Here is a 17,011-nt window from a genome sequence, read left to right as displayed (position 1 = left end):
CGGGTCGACAGCCTCAGACGGGGCTGTCCACCATCTGCGAATTGCGGAACCGGGGTTTCGCGCCGTTGGCCCCCGCCAACGGACGATGCTCGCGAAACGCCATGGTAAGGGTGCGCAATGCATCGCGCGATTGAGCGTCCGAGAGCGTCGACAAGAGCATGATCTCCGACGCCGGCAGCGGCGGCAGGCCGAATTTACGGCTGACCTCCATGGTGCCGGGCGGAACCAGGCGAGACGAGAAGGCCCCGACGGCCAGGCCGGCGGAAACGGCCTCGGCAACGGCAAAGGAGCCGCAGCCCAGGAAAACCTGCGTCCACGGTATTCCAACCGCATCGAGCGTGCCGGTGATGACGTCGCGGATGCTGCAGGAAGGCGCGGATGCCGCCAGCCGCAGTGGCTCGCCGGCGCGGTAGACGAAATCCGGCGTGGCGTACCAGCCGAAATGTTCGGGCGCCAGTACCTCGCCGTCGCGGCGGTCGTCCTCGCGCCGGACGATCGCGGCATCGAGGTCGCCGCGATCGAACGCAGCGATCAACTCGCGCGTATCGTCGAGCCGCACCTCGATGGTCAAGGCCGGATCATGCGCATTGAGGCGCGCCAGCAAGGTCGGCACTTCGGCGCCGCCGACATGGGTGGCAATGCCCAGCCGAAAGTGGCGGCGAACAGCGGCGAGACTGGCGACGGCACGGTCGTGCGCAGCGAGCAGCTCGCGCGCCGGGTCGAGGAACACCGCACCACGCGCTGAAAGGCGCACCAGTCGCGGCGTCCGCTCGATCAGCCTCTGCCCCATCCGATCCTCCAGCCGCTTCAGCTTGACGCTGATTGCCCCTTGCGTGCTGCCAAGCGCCTCAGCCGCGCGCGTAAAACTGCGCAACTCGGCGACGGCGACGAAAGCTTTCACCGCATCTACGTCCAGCGTCATGTCAGTTATCTCGTTTTGTTGTCTCTGAAATAGCCAACCATGCAATTCCAAAATGATCAAGCCTCACCTACCGTGGTCACGTCAGCACAAGCGAGCCGCCCTTGCGGGCCTGCCGGTGCCGTCTACAGATCGAAAGGTTGAATCATGCCCACTGCCCTGACCCGTCGAGGCATCGTCGTTCTGTCTGCCGCCTGCCTGGCATGCCTGATGTTCGGGCTGGAGATTTCGAGCGTTCCCACCATCCTGCCGACATTGGAGCAAGAGCTGCACGCCGACTTCAGGCAATTGCAATGGGTGATGAACGCCTACACGATCGCGGTCACCACAGTGCTGATGGCAGTCGGCACCATCGCGGACCGCTACGGACGCAAGCGCGTCTTCCTGATCTCCATCGCCGCCTTCGGCCTGACATCGCTGATCTGCGGCTTGGCTGACGATGTATCGACCTTGATCGTCGCCAGGTTCCTGCAGGGTTTGAGCGGCGGCGCGGTGCTGATCTGCCAGCTCGCCGTACTGTCACACGAATTCAGGGAAGGGCGTGAGCGCGCCGTCGCCTGGGGCTGGTGGGGCGTCATCTTCGGTGTCGGCCTCGGCTTCGGACCCATCATCGGCGGTGGCATAGTCGCGGCATCGAGCTGGGAATGGGTGTTCCTCATCCACGGGCCGGCGGCGGCCGTGGCGTTCGTGCTGGCGTGGACCGGCGTCCATGAATCGAAGGACCCGGAGGCGGGCAAGCTCGACCTGGCGGGCATCGTGACGCTGTCGCCGTCGGTATTCTGCCTGGTCTTCTACATCACACAGGGACCGGATCTCGGCTTCGCCAGCCCGGTCGCGCTGACGATCCTCGGCGTGTCGATCGCGAGCTTCATCGCCTTCCTCATCGCCGAGCGGATCAGCAAGCGGCCAATGTTCGACTTCTCGGTCTTCCGGATCCGGCCCTTTTCCGGCGCCATCGTCGGCTCGGCGGCGATGAACCTCTCCTATTGGCCGTTCATGATCTACCTGCCGATCTGGTTCCATGCCGGACTGGGCTATGACAGCATCTCCACCGGTCTTGCCTTGCTTGCCTACACGCTGCCGACGCTCGTCATGCCGCCCCTCGCGGAGCGGCTTTCGCTGCGCTACCAGCCCGGCATCATCATTCCGGCCGGGCTCGCCGTCATCGGTGTCGGTTTCATCCTGATGAAGTTCGGCAGCGCCGCCGCGCGGCCGGACTGGCTGACGATGTTGCCCGGCTGCCTGATCGCCGGAGCCGGCCTTGGCATCACCAACACGCCCGTCACCAACACGACGACAGGCTCCGTTTCGAGTGACCGGGCAGGCATGGCGTCGGGCATCGACATGAGCGCCCGCATGGTTTCGCTGGCGGTGAACATAGCGGTGATGGGCTTCATCTTGGCAGGCGGCGTGCTGGCGCATCTGAGCACAGCGCTGCCCGACCTCGACGCCAGCCAGCTGCGTCTCTTCGCCGACGGGATCGCGGCCGGAAATCCCAGCCCCCGTCTTGCTGATTCCGTTGTCCACAATGCGCTGCGCAACGGCTTTGGCTGGGTGATGCTCTACGGCGGCATCGGCGTCTGGATCATGGCCGCCATCAGCTTTGTGAGCTTCAACGCCCGGAGGGTGCAGACAGAGGTTCAGTGTCCCGATTGAACGGGCGACGCAGGCACTCAGCCGTTGGCCTGCAACGGGTCGGTGCCGATCTTGGACAGAAGGATCACCGCCTGGGTGCGGCTGTCGACGCCGAGCTTCTGCAGGATGGCCGAGACATGCGCCTTGATGGTCGCCTCGGAGACGCCGAGCTCATAGGCGATCTGCTTGTTGAGCAGACCTTCGGCCAGCATGCCGAGTACGCGCGTCTGCTGCGGCGTCAGTGCCTGCAGCCGCTTGATCAGGTCCGATATTTCAGGATCGCGCTCGACGCCGAGATCGACGCCGACGGGCGCCGCGATGTCGCCGGCCAGCACCAATTGCACGGCGTTGCGGATCTCCTCCATGCTGGCCGATTTGGAGATGAAACCGGATGCGCCGAGATCGAGGGCGCGCCGGATGGTCGCCGGATCGTCATGCGCCGAGACCACGATGAGCGGCACCGCAGGATGGATGCCGCGCAGCGAGATCAGGCCGGAGAGGCCGCTGGCACCCGGCATCGACAAATCGAGCAGTACCAGATCGACATCCTCATTGGCCACGACCAGCGCCTTGGCGCTTTCGAAATCGCCGGCCTCGTGGATGGCGGCGACATTGCCTATGCCGGCAAGCGCCTCGCGCAGCGCACCGCGAAACAGCGGGTGATCGTCGGCGATGACGAAAGAATAGCCTGACGGCAAATGTTCCTCCCCGAATCCCGTCGATGATTTTTAAGCTTTTCGGGACCAGCCGGACGATTATGAGAGGCCGCGCGCTGTTTTCAAGCGGCAAAACCAGCGCACCGCGTTTTCGCTACTTCGCAAGATCAAAGTGCTACAGCGTCCTTTGCGCGTCCAAAAAGACGCGCGGCGCTGTAGGAAGCTCAGGTCTTCTGCGAATTGAGCTGGGCGCCGCCGCCATTATCCTTGTCCATATCCTTGACGATTCCCATGAAGCCCCTGAGGAAGCGCTCCATGTAGCTCATCGTCTTGTTGAAATCCTCTTCGCTCGGCAGTTTCGATTCGAGGCGGGCGGAGAGCGAATTCTCCAGCTTGGTGACGCGCTCGTCCATTGCCTTCATCGAGGTTTGCAGGCGGTCGATTTCGTCCTGGAAAGCGGCGCGTTCGTCGGCCGCCACCTTGCAGACGAGCTGGCCCGAGCGTTCCTCGCAGATCGACATCGCACCGGTCTGCGTGTCCATGCGGACATAGCCGTTGGTGGATTTTTCCAGCCGGTAGCGATCGGTTTCTTCCGAATAAGCTGATACCGCAACCAGTGAAACCAGCGCGGCGGGGAGCAAGATGTGTTGCAGACGCATGTTGTCCTCCATGGCCAAGGCCTGAAATATCGCATGTTTACGCCGGAAATGGGGAACACCCTTGGCGTGGCCTTCCCCGCACGACTGGTTCGGACTATAGCGCAACCATGTCTCAGTTTATCTACAAGATAACCCCGCAGGCGCTTTGGCGCGAGGCCGAAGCCAGCGGCCGCTTCACCGACGCGCCGATCGACGTCGCCGACGGCTTCATCCATTTCTCCACGGCAGCGCAGGTCCGAGAAACCGCGGCAAAGCATTTTTCCGGCCAGACGGATCTTCTGCTGGTCGCCATCGACGACGCCAGCCTGGGTGATGGCCTGAAATACGAGATCTCGCGCGGCGACGCGCTGTTTCCGCATCTTTACGGGGTGCTGGACTTGAAAGCCGTGAAGTGGGTGCGGCCGCTGCCGCTCGGTGCCGATGGCGCACATCAGTTCCCGCCGCTGGAGGGGCAATGAGCGTGCTCGACCGACTCGGCCAGAAGCTGCTGTTTGCCTTCGATCCGGAAACCGCGCACGGCCTGTCGATCGCGGCGCTGCGCTGCGGCCTGCCGGCCGGCACGCGGGCGGTGCGCGACATCAGGCTGAAGGTCAGCCTCTGCGGTCTCGATTTCCCCAACCCGCTCGGCATGGCGGCCGGCTATGACAAGGACGCCGAGGTGCCCGACGCACTGCTCGGCCTCGGCTTCGGCTTTGCCGAGGTCGGCACGGTCACGCCGCTGCCGCAGGCCGGCAACCCGAAGCCGCGCATCTTCCGGCTAACGGCGGATGAAGCGGTGATCAACCGGCTGGGTTTCAACAATGAAGGCCATGCGGCGGCTGAAAAACGCCTTGCCGCGCGCAAGGGGCGCCCCGGCATTGTCGGCGTCAACATCGGTGCCAACAAGGACAGCGCCGATCGCATCGGCGACTATGAGCGCGGTGTCGGCCGCTTCGCGCGCCACGCCAGCTATTTGACCGTCAACATCTCCTCGCCCAACACGCCTGGCCTGCGCAACATGCAGGCGCGCGAGCAGCTCGGCGAACTTTTGTCGCGTGTCATGGCTGCGCGTGCGTCAGCCGCAACCCAGCCGCCCATCTTCCTCAAGATCGCGCCGGATCTGGTCGAGGCCGAGCTGGAGGACATCGCCGCCGAGGTCGTTGAAAAGCGGATCGACGGCATCATCGTCTCCAACACCACCATTTCGCGGCCACCGCTGCGCAGCGGCGACGTCGGACGTGAGACCGGCGGGCTTTCGGGAAAACCGCTGTTCGAACGCTCGACCATCGTGTTGGCGAAGATGCGCAAGCTGCTTGGCCCGGGCATAGCCATTATCGGGGTCGGCGGCGTCGACTCCGCGGAGACCGCGCTGGAGAAAATCCGCGCCGGGGCCGATCTGGTGCAGCTCTACACCGGCATGATCTATGCCGGGCCTGCGCTGCCGGGCCGTATCGTCGCCGGCATGGCACGCTTTTGCGAGACGGAGCGACTGAAGTCCATTGGCGAATTGCGCGACAGCCACCTCGATCGGTGGGCGTCCAAGCCACTCAGCTGAACGCCGTCCGCACCCGCAGCCGCAAAATCGTCAGCAGGCTGAAGCCGCGCGCCAGCAGGAAAACGTGCAGCGCCGCCCACAGGCCGTGATTGCCGAAGGCAGGCGCCAACGTCAGCAGCGCGACGGCAAAGACCAGGAACGACAGCAACATCATGTTGCGCATGTCGCGCGACCAGGTCGCGCCGATGAAGACGCCATCCATCTGGAACGCCAGCACGCCGCTCAGCGCGGTGAACGCCGCCCAAGGCAAATAGATGTCGGCCACGGAGCGCACCTCTTGCGACGTCGTGACGATGGCGACCAGATTGGCGCCTGCCGACAAGAGCACCAGGGTCGCGGCGCCGGCCAGCCCTAATCCCCAGAACAGGGTCAGCCGCACCGCCTGCCGGAAGGGCTGTTCGGCGCGCGCGCCGACGGCGCGGCCCGCGAGCTGTTCGGCCGCGGTGGCAAAACCGTCGAGGAAATAGCCGGCGACCAGGAAGAAGTTCATCAACACCGCATTGGCAGCCAGCGTCACCGTGCCGAACTGCGCGCCCTGGCGGGTGAACAGTGCGAAAGCGGCAAGCAGCGAGAACGAGCGGATCATGATGTCGCGATTGAGCGACAGCATGCGCAGGAAGGCGGCCATGTCGAGCAGCCGATGGCGCGGCAAGGGCGGGGTCGCGCGGAAGCGGCGAACCACGATGGCGAGACCCAGCAGCATGGCCAGGAATTCGCCCGTGACGGTCGCCCAGGCGACGCCGGCAACGCCCCAGCCAAGCTCAAGGCCAAGCAGGAAGCAGAGCGCGATGTTGATGCCGTTGAGCACCAGTTGCAGCACAAGGCCGAGCCCGCCCTCGCCACGGCCCAGGACGTAGCCGAGAATGGCGTAGTTGATCAGCGAGAACGGTGCGGCAAGTAGCCTGATCCTGATGTAGACGCCCATCGCCTCGCTGACACGCGGTTCGGCGCCCATGAACCACTGGCCGCCGATGGCGATCAGCGGCGAAAGTGCGGCCAGCACGATACCGGCAACGACCGCGATCAGCACGGCGCGCCAGAACACCGCCTGTTCCTCGAGCGTGTCGCCACGCCCGAAAGCCTGGGCGACGAGGCCGGTGGTGCCCGAACGCAGGAAATTGAAGCTGGTGAAGACGACGTCGAAAACAAGCGCGCCCGCCGCAAGGCCGCCGAGAAGAGCCGCGTCGCCGAACTGGCCGACAACAGCCGTGTCGACCAGGCCGAGCATCGGCGTGGTCAGATAGGCGAGCGTCATCGGCACCGCTATGGCGAGCACGGAGCGGTTGGTGACGACAAAAGATCTGGCGTCGACTGGAGTTGCACCCTTGTCCAAGGGATTGCTGCCTTGCTGATTTGCGGCTTGATCGTACAGCCGATGTGCCCCATTTTCCGGCCACCGTGCAATCATTCTTCCCGCGATGGCCAACCGAAATCCCGGTCTGGCGCGAAGCCGCCGGATCCCGTTCATGCCCCTGCAGATCGTCCACCACCCCGACTACGACGCCGGCTTTGCCACCAACCATCGCTTCCCGATGAGCAAATACCCGCTGCTGATGGAGGCGTTGCGCGCACGCGGCCTGGCCAGTCCTGACGCGCTCAACACTACGGAGCCGGCACCGGCATCATGGCTGAAGCTTGCCCATGCGGCCGACTATGTCGATCAGGTCATCAGTTGTTCGGTGCCTGAAAAAATCGAACGCGAGATCGGCTTTCCGGTCGGCCCGCGCGTTTCGCTGCGTGCGCAGCTTGCCACCGGCGGCACGATACTGGCGGCGCGGCTCGCCTTGCGCCATGGTATCGCCTGCAACACCGCCGGCGGCAGCCATCATGCGCGGCGCGCGCAAGGCGCCGGCTTCTGCACCTTCAACGACGTTGCCGTCGCCTCGCTGGTGCTGCTCGACGAGGGTGCCGCGCAAAACATCCTGGTCGTCGATCTCGACGTGCATCAGGGCGACGGTACCGCGGACATTCTAAGCGACGAGCCAGGTGTGTTCACCTTCTCCATGCATGGCGAGCGCAACTATCCCGTGCGCAAGATCGCCTCCGATCTCGACATCGCGCTTCCCGACGGCACGGGCGATGCCGCCTATCTCCGGAGGCTGGCCACGATCCTGCCGGAACTGTCGGCCCGGGCGCGCTGGGACATCGTCTTCTACAATGCCGGCGTCGACGTCCATGCCGAGGACCGGCTTGGCAGGCTGGCGCTTTCCAATGGCGGTCTGCGCGCCCGCGACGAAATGGTCATCGGCCATTTTCGTGCGCTGGGCATTCCAGTCTGCGGCGTCATCGGCGGCGGCTACTCCACGGACGTACCGGCGCTTGCGTCGCGCCACGCCATCCTGTTCGAGGTCGCCTCGACCTACGCCTAGATTGCTCTAAAAGTCACTTCCGATAGTTGGCGATCCTGAGCAGGATGAAAGCCGGCACGACGATCGCGGCACCTAGCAGAATGTAGCCGAGGAATCGGTCGATGGCGTGGAAGCCCAGGTTCCAGAGGTCGATGAAGAACTTCTGGATGCCGTAGAAGACATCCATCGGCGACCAGCCGAAGGCATTCATGACAAGGCCGACGAGGAACGACACCACCAGCAGCTTCAGGATCACCCTGAGCGGCGAGTCGCCGAGAAAGCGCGTCAGTGCGGACAAGGTCGTCTCCCGATTGAGATGCCCGGACACACAGGCATGGCCCAGAGATACGTGCTTGGCGGCCATCCATCAAGCGCGGTTGTGCCCGGGAAAGCCTGGAACAGGTGATCGAGACGCCAAGCTTCAGACGGCTTGCAATTCTTAAATATGGGTAAACAAGATCATTTTAATTTGTTGAAAATAAAGCACAAAATCGTCATTCTCCAATTTTGCGCAATGTGCGTGCAATTTTCACCTGCGAGCCAGTCGGCGTCTTTCAGGTGGCTGGTTGCGCGCCGCTCCAACCCCTACCACAGCTCGCGAACGCCAGTTCCAGGACCGTGCAGTCGTCCCTGAAAGACACCAAACCGGAGCCCGGCCGCCCTAACGGCCAAGCTCCCCGAGAGTTAACCTGCGTGTCGATTGCTGGATGCGCGTTTGTGTTGGAGTAATGCTGTGTCCTCTCGAGTAAAGATCGTCGTGACGGCGGCTGGCCTCGCCTTTTGCCTTCTCGGGCCGGCGATGGCCGCCGACCTCTCACCCACCTACAACGACCCGCCCGCCTTCCAGTGGAGCGGCGCCTATGTCGGCGTCCATGGCGGCACGGCGTTCACCGGAATGCCGAACCCGTTTGCAGGCCGCAATGGCTTCAGCGGCGGCGTCCAGGCCGGCTACAACCAGCAGATGGGTCCCACCGTTCTCGGCGCCGAGATCGAAGGCTCCTATCTGGGCGGCGCCGAACACGACGTCCAAGGCGGCAAGATCAAGGAGAAATGGCGCGGTGCCGCCAAGGCCAAGGCAGGATTGAGCTTCGACCAGACGCTGCTGTTTGGCACCGGCGGCGTCGCCCTTACCAAGTTCGACAAGGGCGACAACGTCAGCAGCGCCGACGGATGGAAGGTCGGCTACCTCCTGGGCGCCGGCATCGAGCAGGGCTTTGCCGGCGGGCTGTCCGCCAAGGTCGAGTACGACTATGTCCGCACCCTCGGCGTCGAGACGACATCGGCTCTTGGCACGTCGAAGACGACGATCGGCAGCCATGAACTGAAGGCCGGCATCAATTACCGGTTCTAGAATGGGCGAACCCGGATTGCGCGACGCCGCTGGGCATCGCGCAATCCGGTGTCTCGATTTGCACCGCACAGGATTGCCAGCTTTTCCGCAATGGCCCGCTTTCCCCGCCGCGCTGCAATGTCGATGCAATCTTCGCGATCTAGGTCCGCCTTCGCGATCTAGGTCCGCGCGTGAATTTTTCATCATGGGAATCTGTTCCGATATGTCCACGCATGGCGCCAGCCTCCTGACACGGGCCTCGAAGGTCGTTTTCATCGCAATCGCGCTCACGGGCTGTGCCTCCGACATCATGAAGAATTATGTCGGGCAGCCGGTCGAATCGGTCGTTCTCGATTATGGTCCGCCCACAGCGATCGTCGATCTTGGCCAGGGCGAGCGCGCCTATCAGTGGCGCAAGGTGTCGACGTCGGCGGTTTCCGGGACATCGAGCGGCGAGGTTCGCGAGACAAAACACGGAACCGTCTATGAAGAGAACGAGACGCCCGGCTATATCGAGCGTCAGGAATGCTTCTACACATTCTATGCCCACGCTTCCGGCGGTCGGTGGTTCATCACCAATTTCCGCCAGCCAAAGCTGGAATGCGAATGAATTGCCGCGGCCGCAGACCCCGACCGGCCGCGGATAAAGGAGACTATTCATGCGCGTCCTGTTGATCGAGGACGAACCGGAAATGGCCTCCGTGCTGAAGGCCGCGCTCGAGCGTATGGACATCATCGTCGACCATGCCGCGACATTGGCCGATGCCGAGGCGATGGCCCGCCTGGGCTATCACGACGCGGTGGTGCTGGACCGCCGGCTGCCGGATGGCGACGGTCTCAGCCTCATACCGCGCCTGCGTGCCTTGCATCTGGATGTGCCTGTCATCGCACTGACGGCGATGAGCGGGTTGGACGACCGGGTCGCCGGGCTCGATGCCGGCGCCGACGACTACATGGTCAAGCCCTTCGCCACGGTGGAACTCGTCGCGCGGCTCCATGCCTTGCACCGGCGCTCGTTCACCTCGCGCGCCAACCAGACGATGGTTGGTCGCCTCACCTATGATTTCCGCCATCGCGAGGCGCTGATCGAGGACCAGGCGCTCGATTTGCCGCGGCGCGAAAGGCTGGTGCTTGAAACGCTGATCCGCCGGCCGGGCCGAACCATCATGCGCAGCGCGCTGGAAGAGGCCGTCTATGCCCTCGACGACGAGATCGGCTCCAATGCGCTCGATGCGCATATTTCGCGGCTGCGTCGCAAGCTCGACGATGTCGCCGCCGGCATCGAGATCCGGGCGATCCGCAACCTCGGCTATCTCCTGCGGGCGGTCTCGTGAAGAAGAAGGTCCGCACAGGCTCGCTGCAATGGATCCTGGTCCGGCGGCTGATCCTGCTGCAGGCGGCGACGCTGCTCATCTTCATCGTGCTTTGCGCGGCAGCCCTTTGGATCGCCAATCCGCGCCTGCTGATCGACAATGAGGCCGCCGTCGCGGCCGTCAAGGATGCGGTCGACCGGGACAAGGACGGCAGGCTGATCGTGCGTGAAACGGAAGAACTCACCGCGTTTCGCGAGAGCTTCCCCAATGTCTGGTACATTGTTCGCGATGGCAGGGGCGAGAGCGTCCATGCCGGCAACATACCCGACATCTACACCAAGAGCTTCGGCGAGCTGCTTGACGGGGCCGATCACGCCACGATCGGATTCTCCGACAAGGACATGCGGCCGGAAGCCTATATCGAAAACGCCTCGACCAAGGCCGGCACGGTGCAGATCATCGCCGCGACACAGTCGTCGCGCCAACAGACAGATGGCCTCGAGATCAACATCTCGGCCACCGTCGAAGTCGCCCGCAACCCGGACGGCAGCAGGAACTGGGAGCGCGCCCTGCCAGCGCTCGCGCTCGTCATCGCGATCCTGCTTTTGCCCATCATTCTCGTCATGGGCACGACGACGCTGGTGACGACGCCAGCCGTGGTGCGCCGCTCCTTCGCCGGCCTTGTCGAAACGGTCCGCCAGGCGGCGCGTATCGACATCGGCACCCGCGCCATGCAACTGCCGGTCAAGCAGGTGCCGCAGGAAATCGCGCCGCTCGTGCATGCCTTCAACGAGGCGCTTGCCCGCCTCGCCCAGGGCTATGACCGCCACAACCGCTTCCTTACCGACGCGGCGCATGAACTGCGCACGCCGATCGCCATCCTTCGTACGCGCGCCGAACTCTTGACGCAGGAGCCGCAGAGCGCGCGGCTGCTGCAAGACATCGAACGCCTGTCGCATCTTGCCCAGCAACTGCTCGACCATCAGTTGCTCGACCGCCCGTCGGACCAGCGCCAGCTCGTCGATCTCGGCGATCTCGTCAGCCGGGTGGCGGCCGACTTCGCACCGCTCGCCATCGAGGCTGGCTATGACCTTGCCTTCGAGCCGTCGCCAAACAAGGCCCGAGTAGAGATCAATGTCCTGCAGATCGAGCGGGCGCTCGCCAACCTCGTGCGCAACGCGATCGAGCACGGCGGCGGCAGCGGCACGATCACGATCGCCATCGACGGGACCGGTGGCATCGAGGTACGCGACGAAGGGCCGGGCATTCCCGCGGAAGAGCGCGAGAACGTCTTCGAGCCCTTCTACCGCTTGCAGCCGCAGTCGCGCGGCGCGGGGCTGGGACTGAATCTCGCCCGGCAGATCGCGTTGCTGCATGACGGCACCATCCGGATCCTGACGGGTTCATGGCGCGGTGCCCGCATCCGCATGGAGTTGCCGGTGCGTTCTTGACCTGCCGAGCCCATGGCGTCGGCCGGCCGAAGCCCATGTCGATCCCCGGCTTATCTGTTTTCTAACCAATTGCCGCTATTGCCATTGCAAGAGCGGGAGCCAGGCTTTGGTGGGAACGGGAAAAATCGGCGCGCACCGCGCGGTCAAGCTGTCGGTCGTCGTGCCATGCTACAATGAGCGCGACGGCGTGGCCGAGCTTCATCGACGCGTCAGCGCCGTATGCCTCGAGCAAAGCCCTTTCTACGAGATCGTGCTTGTCATCGACGGGGCGACCGACGGCACCCGCGAGGCCATTTTCGAACTGGCCGAAAAGGACGACCATGTGGTCGCCATCGACCTTGCCCGCAACTATGGCCACCAGATCGCCTTGAGCGCGGGGCTGGAGTTCTGCCGCGGCGAGCGCATCCTCATTCTCGACGCCGACCTCCAGGATCCGCCCGAACTGCTCGGCGCGATGATGGCAAAGATGGATGAAGGCTTCGATGTCGTCTACGGACAGAGGGTCAAGCGCGACGGCGAAGGCTGGTTCAAGCTGGCTTCCGCCTCGATGTTCTACCGCCTGCTCGGCCGGATGGTCGATGTCGAGATCGCACCGGACTCCGGAGACTTCCGGCTGATGAGTCGCCGGGCCCTCGACCATCTGAACGCGATGCCCGAACGCTACAGGTTCATTCGCGGCATGGTGAGCTGGATCGGGCTCAGGCAGGTCGCCTTCCCCTATGAGAGGCACCGGCGCTTTGCCGGCACCACCCACTATCCGCTGAGGAAGATGATTCTTCTGGCGGTCGACGCGATGACCAGCTTTTCGATCGTGCCGCTGCGGTTTGCCTCGCTGCTGGGGATGATGTTCGGTCTGCTCGGCCTGGTCGTGCTCGGCTATACGCTGCTTGAATGGTCCAGGGGCAACGTGGTGCCCGGCTGGACGAGCCTTGCCGCGATCATGCTGATCCTGGGCAGTGTCCAGCTTCTGGTGCTCGGCATCTTCGGCGAGTATCTCGGCCGCATGTACATGGAGACGAAGCGGCGGCCGCTCTACTTCGTCAACGAAATCGTTTCGCGCGACCAGCCGGCCAAGGACAGCGACCTGCCCGTCCATCGCCTGCAGGAGATGGCAAAGAGAGCCGCGCGTGGTTGAGGTCGGGCGGATGCAACGGGAACGGCATGGGCAGGATGCGGTCGGCTCTTCCGTCTGATCTCTCGCGGATGCTGCGCTTTGGCGCCGCCATGTCTGCCGGCCTAATCGCAATCGCAATCGCGAAGGCGACACCGTCACCTGGAGCCGTGACATGAACCAGGCCGCTGCAATCGCGACGGCGACGCCGTCGCTCGGGGAGGCGCAGCGCAGCAGGCTGATACTTTGCCTTCTCTGCGCCTGCCTGATGGCCTATTGGCTTGCCACCAGTGCCAGCGCGATGCTTCAGGATCCCGACAGTTGGTGGCAAGTGAAGGTCGGACTGGACTTTCTGGAAAACCGGACGTTTCCCGTCGTCGACCCCTATTCCTATACGTTCGCCGGTCAGCCCTGGATCGCCAAGGAATGGCTGGGGCAGGTCTTTCTGGCCCTCGCCTACCGTGCCGGCGGCTGGAATGGCGTCGTCACACTGATCATCGCCACGGTCAGCCTGACGGTCTTCCTGACGGGATGGTTCCTCAGCGCATGGCTGAAGCCAACACTGGCGATAGCGCTGGCCTTCGCCGCGGCTTTGCTGATCGCCCCGATCTATACGGCTCGTCCACACGTCTTCACCTTGCCGATCGTCGTCGTCTGGACGGCAATGCTGTTTCGCGCCGCGCAAGACGAGAGAGCCCCGCCTTTGTGGCTGCTGGTGCTTGTGGTCTTGTGGGCCAACCTTCATGCCACATTCACCCTGAGCTTCGTCATCGCTGCCTTTGCCGGGCTCGACCTCCTGGCGCGCTCGGGTCTGTCGAAACCCGCTCTCCTGGCAAAATGGGTTGCTTTCGGCCTGCTCTGCCCGGTGGTCAGCCTGATGCATCCCTATGGGGTGAAAGCCATCCTGGCGACGTTCACAGTGGCCTATGGCAACGAGGCGGTGCCGCTCATCCTGGAGTGGCGGGCGTTCAACGCGCAGGAGCAGATCTTCCAGGAAGCGGTAATGCTGTTGGCGCTATTTGGACTTTTGGTATCAAGGCTGCGGATCGGCTGGGCCAAGGCGGTGTTCATCATCTTCGCCTTGCATGTCTATCTCACCCATCTGCGGTTTGTATATCTGCCTTTCCTGCTGATCCCCCTGGTGGTCGCGGTCGAGGTCGCCCGGCAATACCCCTCGGTCTCAACCACGACGTGGCTGGCGGAAAAGCGTGACGGACTGGAAAAACTCTTCGCCAGCCGGTTTTACGCGATCTGCGGCGCAATGGCTGTCCTGCTGGTCGGTGCGGTCTTCATCCTCGGAAGTGCCTACCAGGTTGCGCCGAGCCCGAAGACGGCGGCCAGCGGCGCCCTCGCATACGCAAGGGATCACCAGCTTTCCGGCAATGTGCTGAATTCCTATAATTTCGGCGGCACGCTGATTTTCCACGGCATCAAGACCTATGTCGACGGCAGGACGGACCAGTTGTTCCTGGGCGGCTTCACGAAGGCCGAAGACGCGACGGGACGCAGCGACGGAAAACCGCTGCTCGAGGCCCAGTTGAAGAAATACGCCATCGGCTGGGCACTCCTGACGGCCGACGATACCCGCATCCCCTTCTTCGCGGAGTTGGGCTGGAAGCGAGCCTATGCGGACGACGACGCCGTGATCTACCTGCCTCCCGGCGCCTGATTTACAGCGTCCGGACGAAACCGGTTTCATCAGTGTTCGAAGGTCTGGCATCCGGCTTGACACGGATGTTGCAGTGCAGCAAACTTGTGTTGCAGAGCACTCGTGAAACCCACGAGCCACGATTTTTCGAACGACGGGGACATCGCCGCATGAGGAGCATGTCAGGTTCCGCCGCACGGCTGCTAAGGGCCACGGCCCACGGACCCGCCGAATGAACTACAGGCGCGATATTGATGGCTTGCGGGCCGTTGCGGTGCTGCCCGTCGTGCTCTTCCACTTCGGCGTATCGGCCATTCCCGGCGGTTTCACCGGTGTCGATATCTTCTTCGTCATATCGGGCTATCTGATCAGCGGCAGCCTGCTCGACGATCTCGAGCGCGGCCAGTTCTCGATCGGCCGCTTTTACTGGCGCCGAGCGCGGCGCATCCTGCCGGCGCTGACCTTCGTCATCCTGCTCGCCAGTATCGCCGCCTGGTTCATCCTCCTGCCGTCGGATCTCCACGAGTACAGCCTGAGCGTAATTGCGGCCTCGACCTTCTGGTCGAACATCTATTTCTGGAAAACGACCAACTATTTCTCCATCGACGCGGAACTGCGACCGCTGCTGCACACATGGTCGCTTTCGGTCGAGGAGCAGTATTATATCTTCGCACCGGTCCTCGTGTATCTGATCTACCGATACGCCTCGAAGCGCTGGCTGACGATATTGCTGCCAATTGCCATAGGCAGTTTTGCGCTGGCGGTCATGGCAACCACGCTGGCGCCGACCGCCGGCTTCTACCTTTTGCCGACGCGCATCTGGGAACTGGCGCTGGGCGCAATGCTGATGCTGAGAAAGCCGCCGGCGCTTGCCAGCCGTCCGCTGACTGAACTGATCGGGCTGGCCGGTTTTGGCCTGATCGCCTTCGGCTTCGTGACGATTTCGGAGAGCGATCCCTTTCCGGGCTACAATGCCCTGTTTCCCTGCATCGGAACGGCGCTGCTCATCTATGCTGGCCAGCCCCATGCGGACAGGCCGGTCCCCGTCGCCACGCAGGTGTTGCGGCTGACACCGCTGGTGTGGATCGGCCTTATCTCCTATTCGCTCTACCTCGTTCACTGGCCGATCAATTCGTTCGTCCACTATCTCTCGCTCAAGGCCATCGGCGTGCCGACGATCCTGGCGATGATCGTGGCCAGCGTCGCGCTGGCGACGTTCTCGTGGAAATATGTCGAGCAGCCCTTTCGCCAGAAGCGGGCCTTCACCGCCCCTTTGCCCATCTTCGCCTTCTCGGCGACGGCGATCGCCCTGCTGTGCGTCGGCGGCTTGGCCGGCGCGCTGGGCAAGGGGTTTCCGCAACGGTTCCCGGACTTCTCGACGGAACGGGTCCTGGTGGGTGACTGGCGCAACGGCGTCTGTTTCAACGAGGGCGCGAGCCGGATCGAGAACTGGAACCTCGCCGACTGCACCCGAACGCATGGCTTTCCCACCAATGTCCTGCTGTGGGGCGATTCCTTCGCCGCGCACTACGTGTCGGGGCTGGAAGCCAATGCGCAGAAAATCCAGGCCAACGTCATCCAGTATACCTATGCCGGCTGCCCGCCCAATCTGAGCTACTTCTCATACGCCCGGCCGGCCTGCACGCGTTTCAACGAGCGGGCGTTGTCGATCATCCACGATGCCAACATCCAGGCGGTGATCCTGAGCGGCCGGTGGACCGACTACCAGGCAAGGGGTTTCGACGGCCTGCAGAAGACAGTCGACCGGCTGCGCGACATGGGCGTCAAGGTCTATGTCATCGGCCAGTCTCCGGAGTTCATCGCCGACGTCCAGAAAATCGCTTTCTTCGCAAAACGGGAGCACGTCGCGAACACATCCTGGCCGATGGCCATGGATCCGGACATCAACAAGCAGGTGCTGCCATTCGTCCAAGGGGCAACTTTCATCGACCCGCTGGCCTACCTGTGCGACGCGGCCGGCTGCTCCTATGCTGACGCCGGCACCAGGCAGTTCCTCTACTTCGACTACGGCCATTTCTCGTCCGCCGGCGCGACGCTCGCCATCTCGAAATACTGGCCAAGCTTTGCCGCCAGCAACAAAGTCGCCAAGGCAAAATAGCAATCGCGGCCAGCGCCGAGGGAGGCGCGAAAGCGTTTGTTCGAGGGATCGCTTTGCGATTGCCCGAAGGCCGGACCTCATGGTAACGAGGACACGCGCGGGTATGATGTAATGGTAGCCTGTCAGCTTCCCAAGCTGAACGCGCGGGTTCGATTCCCGCTACCCGCTCCAGCTTGTGCCCAAGCGTTTGCGCCTGATTTGGAGAATGCTGATAATCAGCGTTTTTACAGAGGTTTTTACAGCTCGCGCTCACGGTTTGGGTCCAAATGACCATCGTAGAGATCCAAT

Annotated in this window: 16 protein-coding genes and 1 tRNA gene; 12 read left to right on the top strand and 5 right to left on the bottom strand. The window is 63.3% G+C overall.

The genetic code is table 11. The annotated features are described in order from the left end of the window. Positions 1-13 precede the first annotated feature (13 nt). Complete coding sequence (locus MAFF_RS23280) at positions 14-922, bottom strand: LysR family transcriptional regulator (RefSeq protein ID WP_010913426.1); 909 nt, start codon at positions 920-922, stop codon at positions 14-16. A gap of 144 nt (positions 923-1,066) precedes the next feature. Between MAFF_RS23280 and MAFF_RS23275 the strand changes: the two genes are divergently transcribed. Next, complete coding sequence (locus tag MAFF_RS23275) at positions 1,067-2,575, top strand: MFS transporter (RefSeq protein WP_010913425.1); 1,509 nt, start codon at positions 1,067-1,069, stop codon at positions 2,573-2,575. Between the two features lie 17 nt (positions 2,576-2,592). Here MAFF_RS23275 and MAFF_RS23270 read toward each other — a convergent pair whose 3' ends face one another. Further along, positions 2,593-3,252 carry a response regulator transcription factor gene (locus MAFF_RS23270; protein WP_010913424.1) on the bottom strand — a complete coding sequence of 220 codons (660 nt, stop codon included), beginning with the start codon at positions 3,250-3,252 and terminating at the stop codon, positions 2,593-2,595. Between the two features lie 182 nt (positions 3,253-3,434). Continuing rightward, a complete protein-coding gene (locus tag MAFF_RS23265; protein ID WP_032934027.1) occupies positions 3,435-3,869 on the bottom strand; it encodes a hypothetical protein in 435 nt (144 codons plus the stop codon). Between the two features lie 107 nt (positions 3,870-3,976). Here MAFF_RS23265 and MAFF_RS23260 point away from each other — a divergent pair, with 107 nt between their 5' ends. Then, positions 3,977-4,327 (top strand): DUF952 domain-containing protein, encoded by a 351-nt coding sequence (locus MAFF_RS23260; protein WP_010913422.1) that lies wholly within the window; start codon positions 3,977-3,979, stop codon positions 4,325-4,327. Continuing rightward, positions 4,324-5,403: a quinone-dependent dihydroorotate dehydrogenase gene (locus tag MAFF_RS23255; protein ID WP_010913421.1), complete on the top strand. Its 1,080-nt coding sequence runs from the start codon at positions 4,324-4,326 to the stop codon at positions 5,401-5,403. The genes MAFF_RS23260 and MAFF_RS23255 overlap by 4 nt, the downstream gene beginning before the upstream one ends. On the opposite strand, the gene MAFF_RS23250 is transcribed toward MAFF_RS23255, so the two are convergent. After that, the gene (locus MAFF_RS23250; protein WP_044551183.1) at positions 5,396-6,736 is read right to left on the bottom strand and encodes an MATE family efflux transporter; all 1,341 of its coding nucleotides are present in this window, start codon (positions 6,734-6,736) and stop codon (positions 5,396-5,398) included. The genes MAFF_RS23255 and MAFF_RS23250 overlap by 8 nt on opposite strands. 133 nt (positions 6,737-6,869) lie before the next feature. Here MAFF_RS23250 and MAFF_RS23245 point away from each other — a divergent pair, with 133 nt between their 5' ends. Continuing rightward, positions 6,870-7,772 (top strand): histone deacetylase family protein, encoded by a 903-nt coding sequence (locus tag MAFF_RS23245; RefSeq protein WP_010913419.1) that lies wholly within the window; start codon positions 6,870-6,872, stop codon positions 7,770-7,772. 13 nt (positions 7,773-7,785) lie between these two features. Here the strand turns inward: MAFF_RS23245 and MAFF_RS23240 are convergent, their stop codons facing one another. Further along, positions 7,786-8,049: a DUF6460 domain-containing protein gene (locus MAFF_RS23240; RefSeq protein ID WP_027047739.1), complete on the bottom strand. Its 264-nt coding sequence runs from the start codon at positions 8,047-8,049 to the stop codon at positions 7,786-7,788. 435 nt (positions 8,050-8,484) lie between these two features. Here MAFF_RS23240 and MAFF_RS23235 point away from each other — a divergent pair, with 435 nt between their 5' ends. The 8 genes from MAFF_RS23235 (at position 8,485) to MAFF_RS23200 (ending at position 16,894) form a co-directional block, all read left to right on the top strand. Next, on the top strand, positions 8,485-9,102 hold the full coding sequence (locus tag MAFF_RS23235; protein WP_010913417.1) for an outer membrane protein: 618 nt from the start codon (positions 8,485-8,487) through the stop codon (positions 9,100-9,102). 202 nt (positions 9,103-9,304) lie between these two features. Beyond that, the gene (locus tag MAFF_RS23230; RefSeq protein WP_044548908.1) at positions 9,305-9,691 is read left to right on the top strand and encodes a hypothetical protein; all 387 of its coding nucleotides are present in this window, start codon (positions 9,305-9,307) and stop codon (positions 9,689-9,691) included. Positions 9,692-9,740: 49 nt separating this feature from the next. Then, complete coding sequence (locus tag MAFF_RS23225; RefSeq protein WP_010913415.1) at positions 9,741-10,415, top strand: response regulator transcription factor; 675 nt, start codon at positions 9,741-9,743, stop codon at positions 10,413-10,415. After that, a complete protein-coding gene (locus tag MAFF_RS23220; RefSeq protein WP_010913414.1) occupies positions 10,412-11,845 on the top strand; it encodes a sensor histidine kinase in 1,434 nt (477 codons plus the stop codon). The genes MAFF_RS23225 and MAFF_RS23220 overlap by 4 nt, the downstream gene beginning before the upstream one ends. A gap of 109 nt (positions 11,846-11,954) precedes the next feature. Beyond that, positions 11,955-12,980: a glycosyltransferase family 2 protein gene (locus tag MAFF_RS23215; RefSeq protein WP_010913413.1), complete on the top strand. Its 1,026-nt coding sequence runs from the start codon at positions 11,955-11,957 to the stop codon at positions 12,978-12,980. Between the two features lie 151 nt (positions 12,981-13,131). Further along, a complete protein-coding gene (locus tag MAFF_RS23210) occupies positions 13,132-14,625 on the top strand; it encodes a hypothetical protein (RefSeq protein WP_010913412.1) in 1,494 nt (497 codons plus the stop codon). A gap of 211 nt (positions 14,626-14,836) precedes the next feature. Continuing rightward, entirely contained in the window at positions 14,837-16,723 is a 1,887-nt protein-coding gene (locus MAFF_RS23205) for an acyltransferase family protein (RefSeq protein WP_010913411.1), read from the top strand. Between the two features lie 97 nt (positions 16,724-16,820). Then, positions 16,821-16,894: transfer RNA gene (locus MAFF_RS23200), tRNA-Gly, on the top strand. Positions 16,895-17,011 lie beyond the last annotated feature (117 nt).

Origin of the sequence: Mesorhizobium japonicum MAFF 303099 (assembly GCF_000009625.1) — a bacterium.
Classification (GTDB): Bacteria; Pseudomonadota; Alphaproteobacteria; order Rhizobiales; family Rhizobiaceae; genus Mesorhizobium; species Mesorhizobium japonicum.
Note: the sequence above shows the minus strand (reverse complement) of the source record. Positions and strands in the feature narration are given on the sequence as shown.

Coding starts and splice junctions, on each gene's coding strand:
- MAFF_RS23225 (WP_010913415.1), top strand. CDS start 9,741: ATGCGCGTCCTGTTGATCGAGGACGAACCGGAAATGGCCTCCGTGCTG.
- MAFF_RS23255 (WP_010913421.1), top strand. CDS start 4,324: ATGAGCGTGCTCGACCGACTCGGCCAGAAGCTGCTGTTTGCCTTCGAT.
- MAFF_RS23265 (WP_032934027.1), bottom strand. CDS start 3,869: ATGCGTCTGCAACACATCTTGCTCCCCGCCGCGCTGGTTTCACTGGTT.
- MAFF_RS23245 (WP_010913419.1), top strand. CDS start 6,870: ATGCCCCTGCAGATCGTCCACCACCCCGACTACGACGCCGGCTTTGCC.
- MAFF_RS23260 (WP_010913422.1), top strand. CDS start 3,977: ATGTCTCAGTTTATCTACAAGATAACCCCGCAGGCGCTTTGGCGCGAG.
- MAFF_RS23275 (WP_010913425.1), top strand. CDS start 1,067: ATGCCCACTGCCCTGACCCGTCGAGGCATCGTCGTTCTGTCTGCCGCC.
- MAFF_RS23210 (WP_010913412.1), top strand. CDS start 13,132: ATGAACCAGGCCGCTGCAATCGCGACGGCGACGCCGTCGCTCGGGGAG.
- MAFF_RS23280 (WP_010913426.1), bottom strand. CDS start 922: ATGACGCTGGACGTAGATGCGGTGAAAGCTTTCGTCGCCGTCGCCGAG.
- MAFF_RS23205 (WP_010913411.1), top strand. CDS start 14,837: ATGAACTACAGGCGCGATATTGATGGCTTGCGGGCCGTTGCGGTGCTG.
- MAFF_RS23230 (WP_044548908.1), top strand. CDS start 9,305: ATGTCCACGCATGGCGCCAGCCTCCTGACACGGGCCTCGAAGGTCGTT.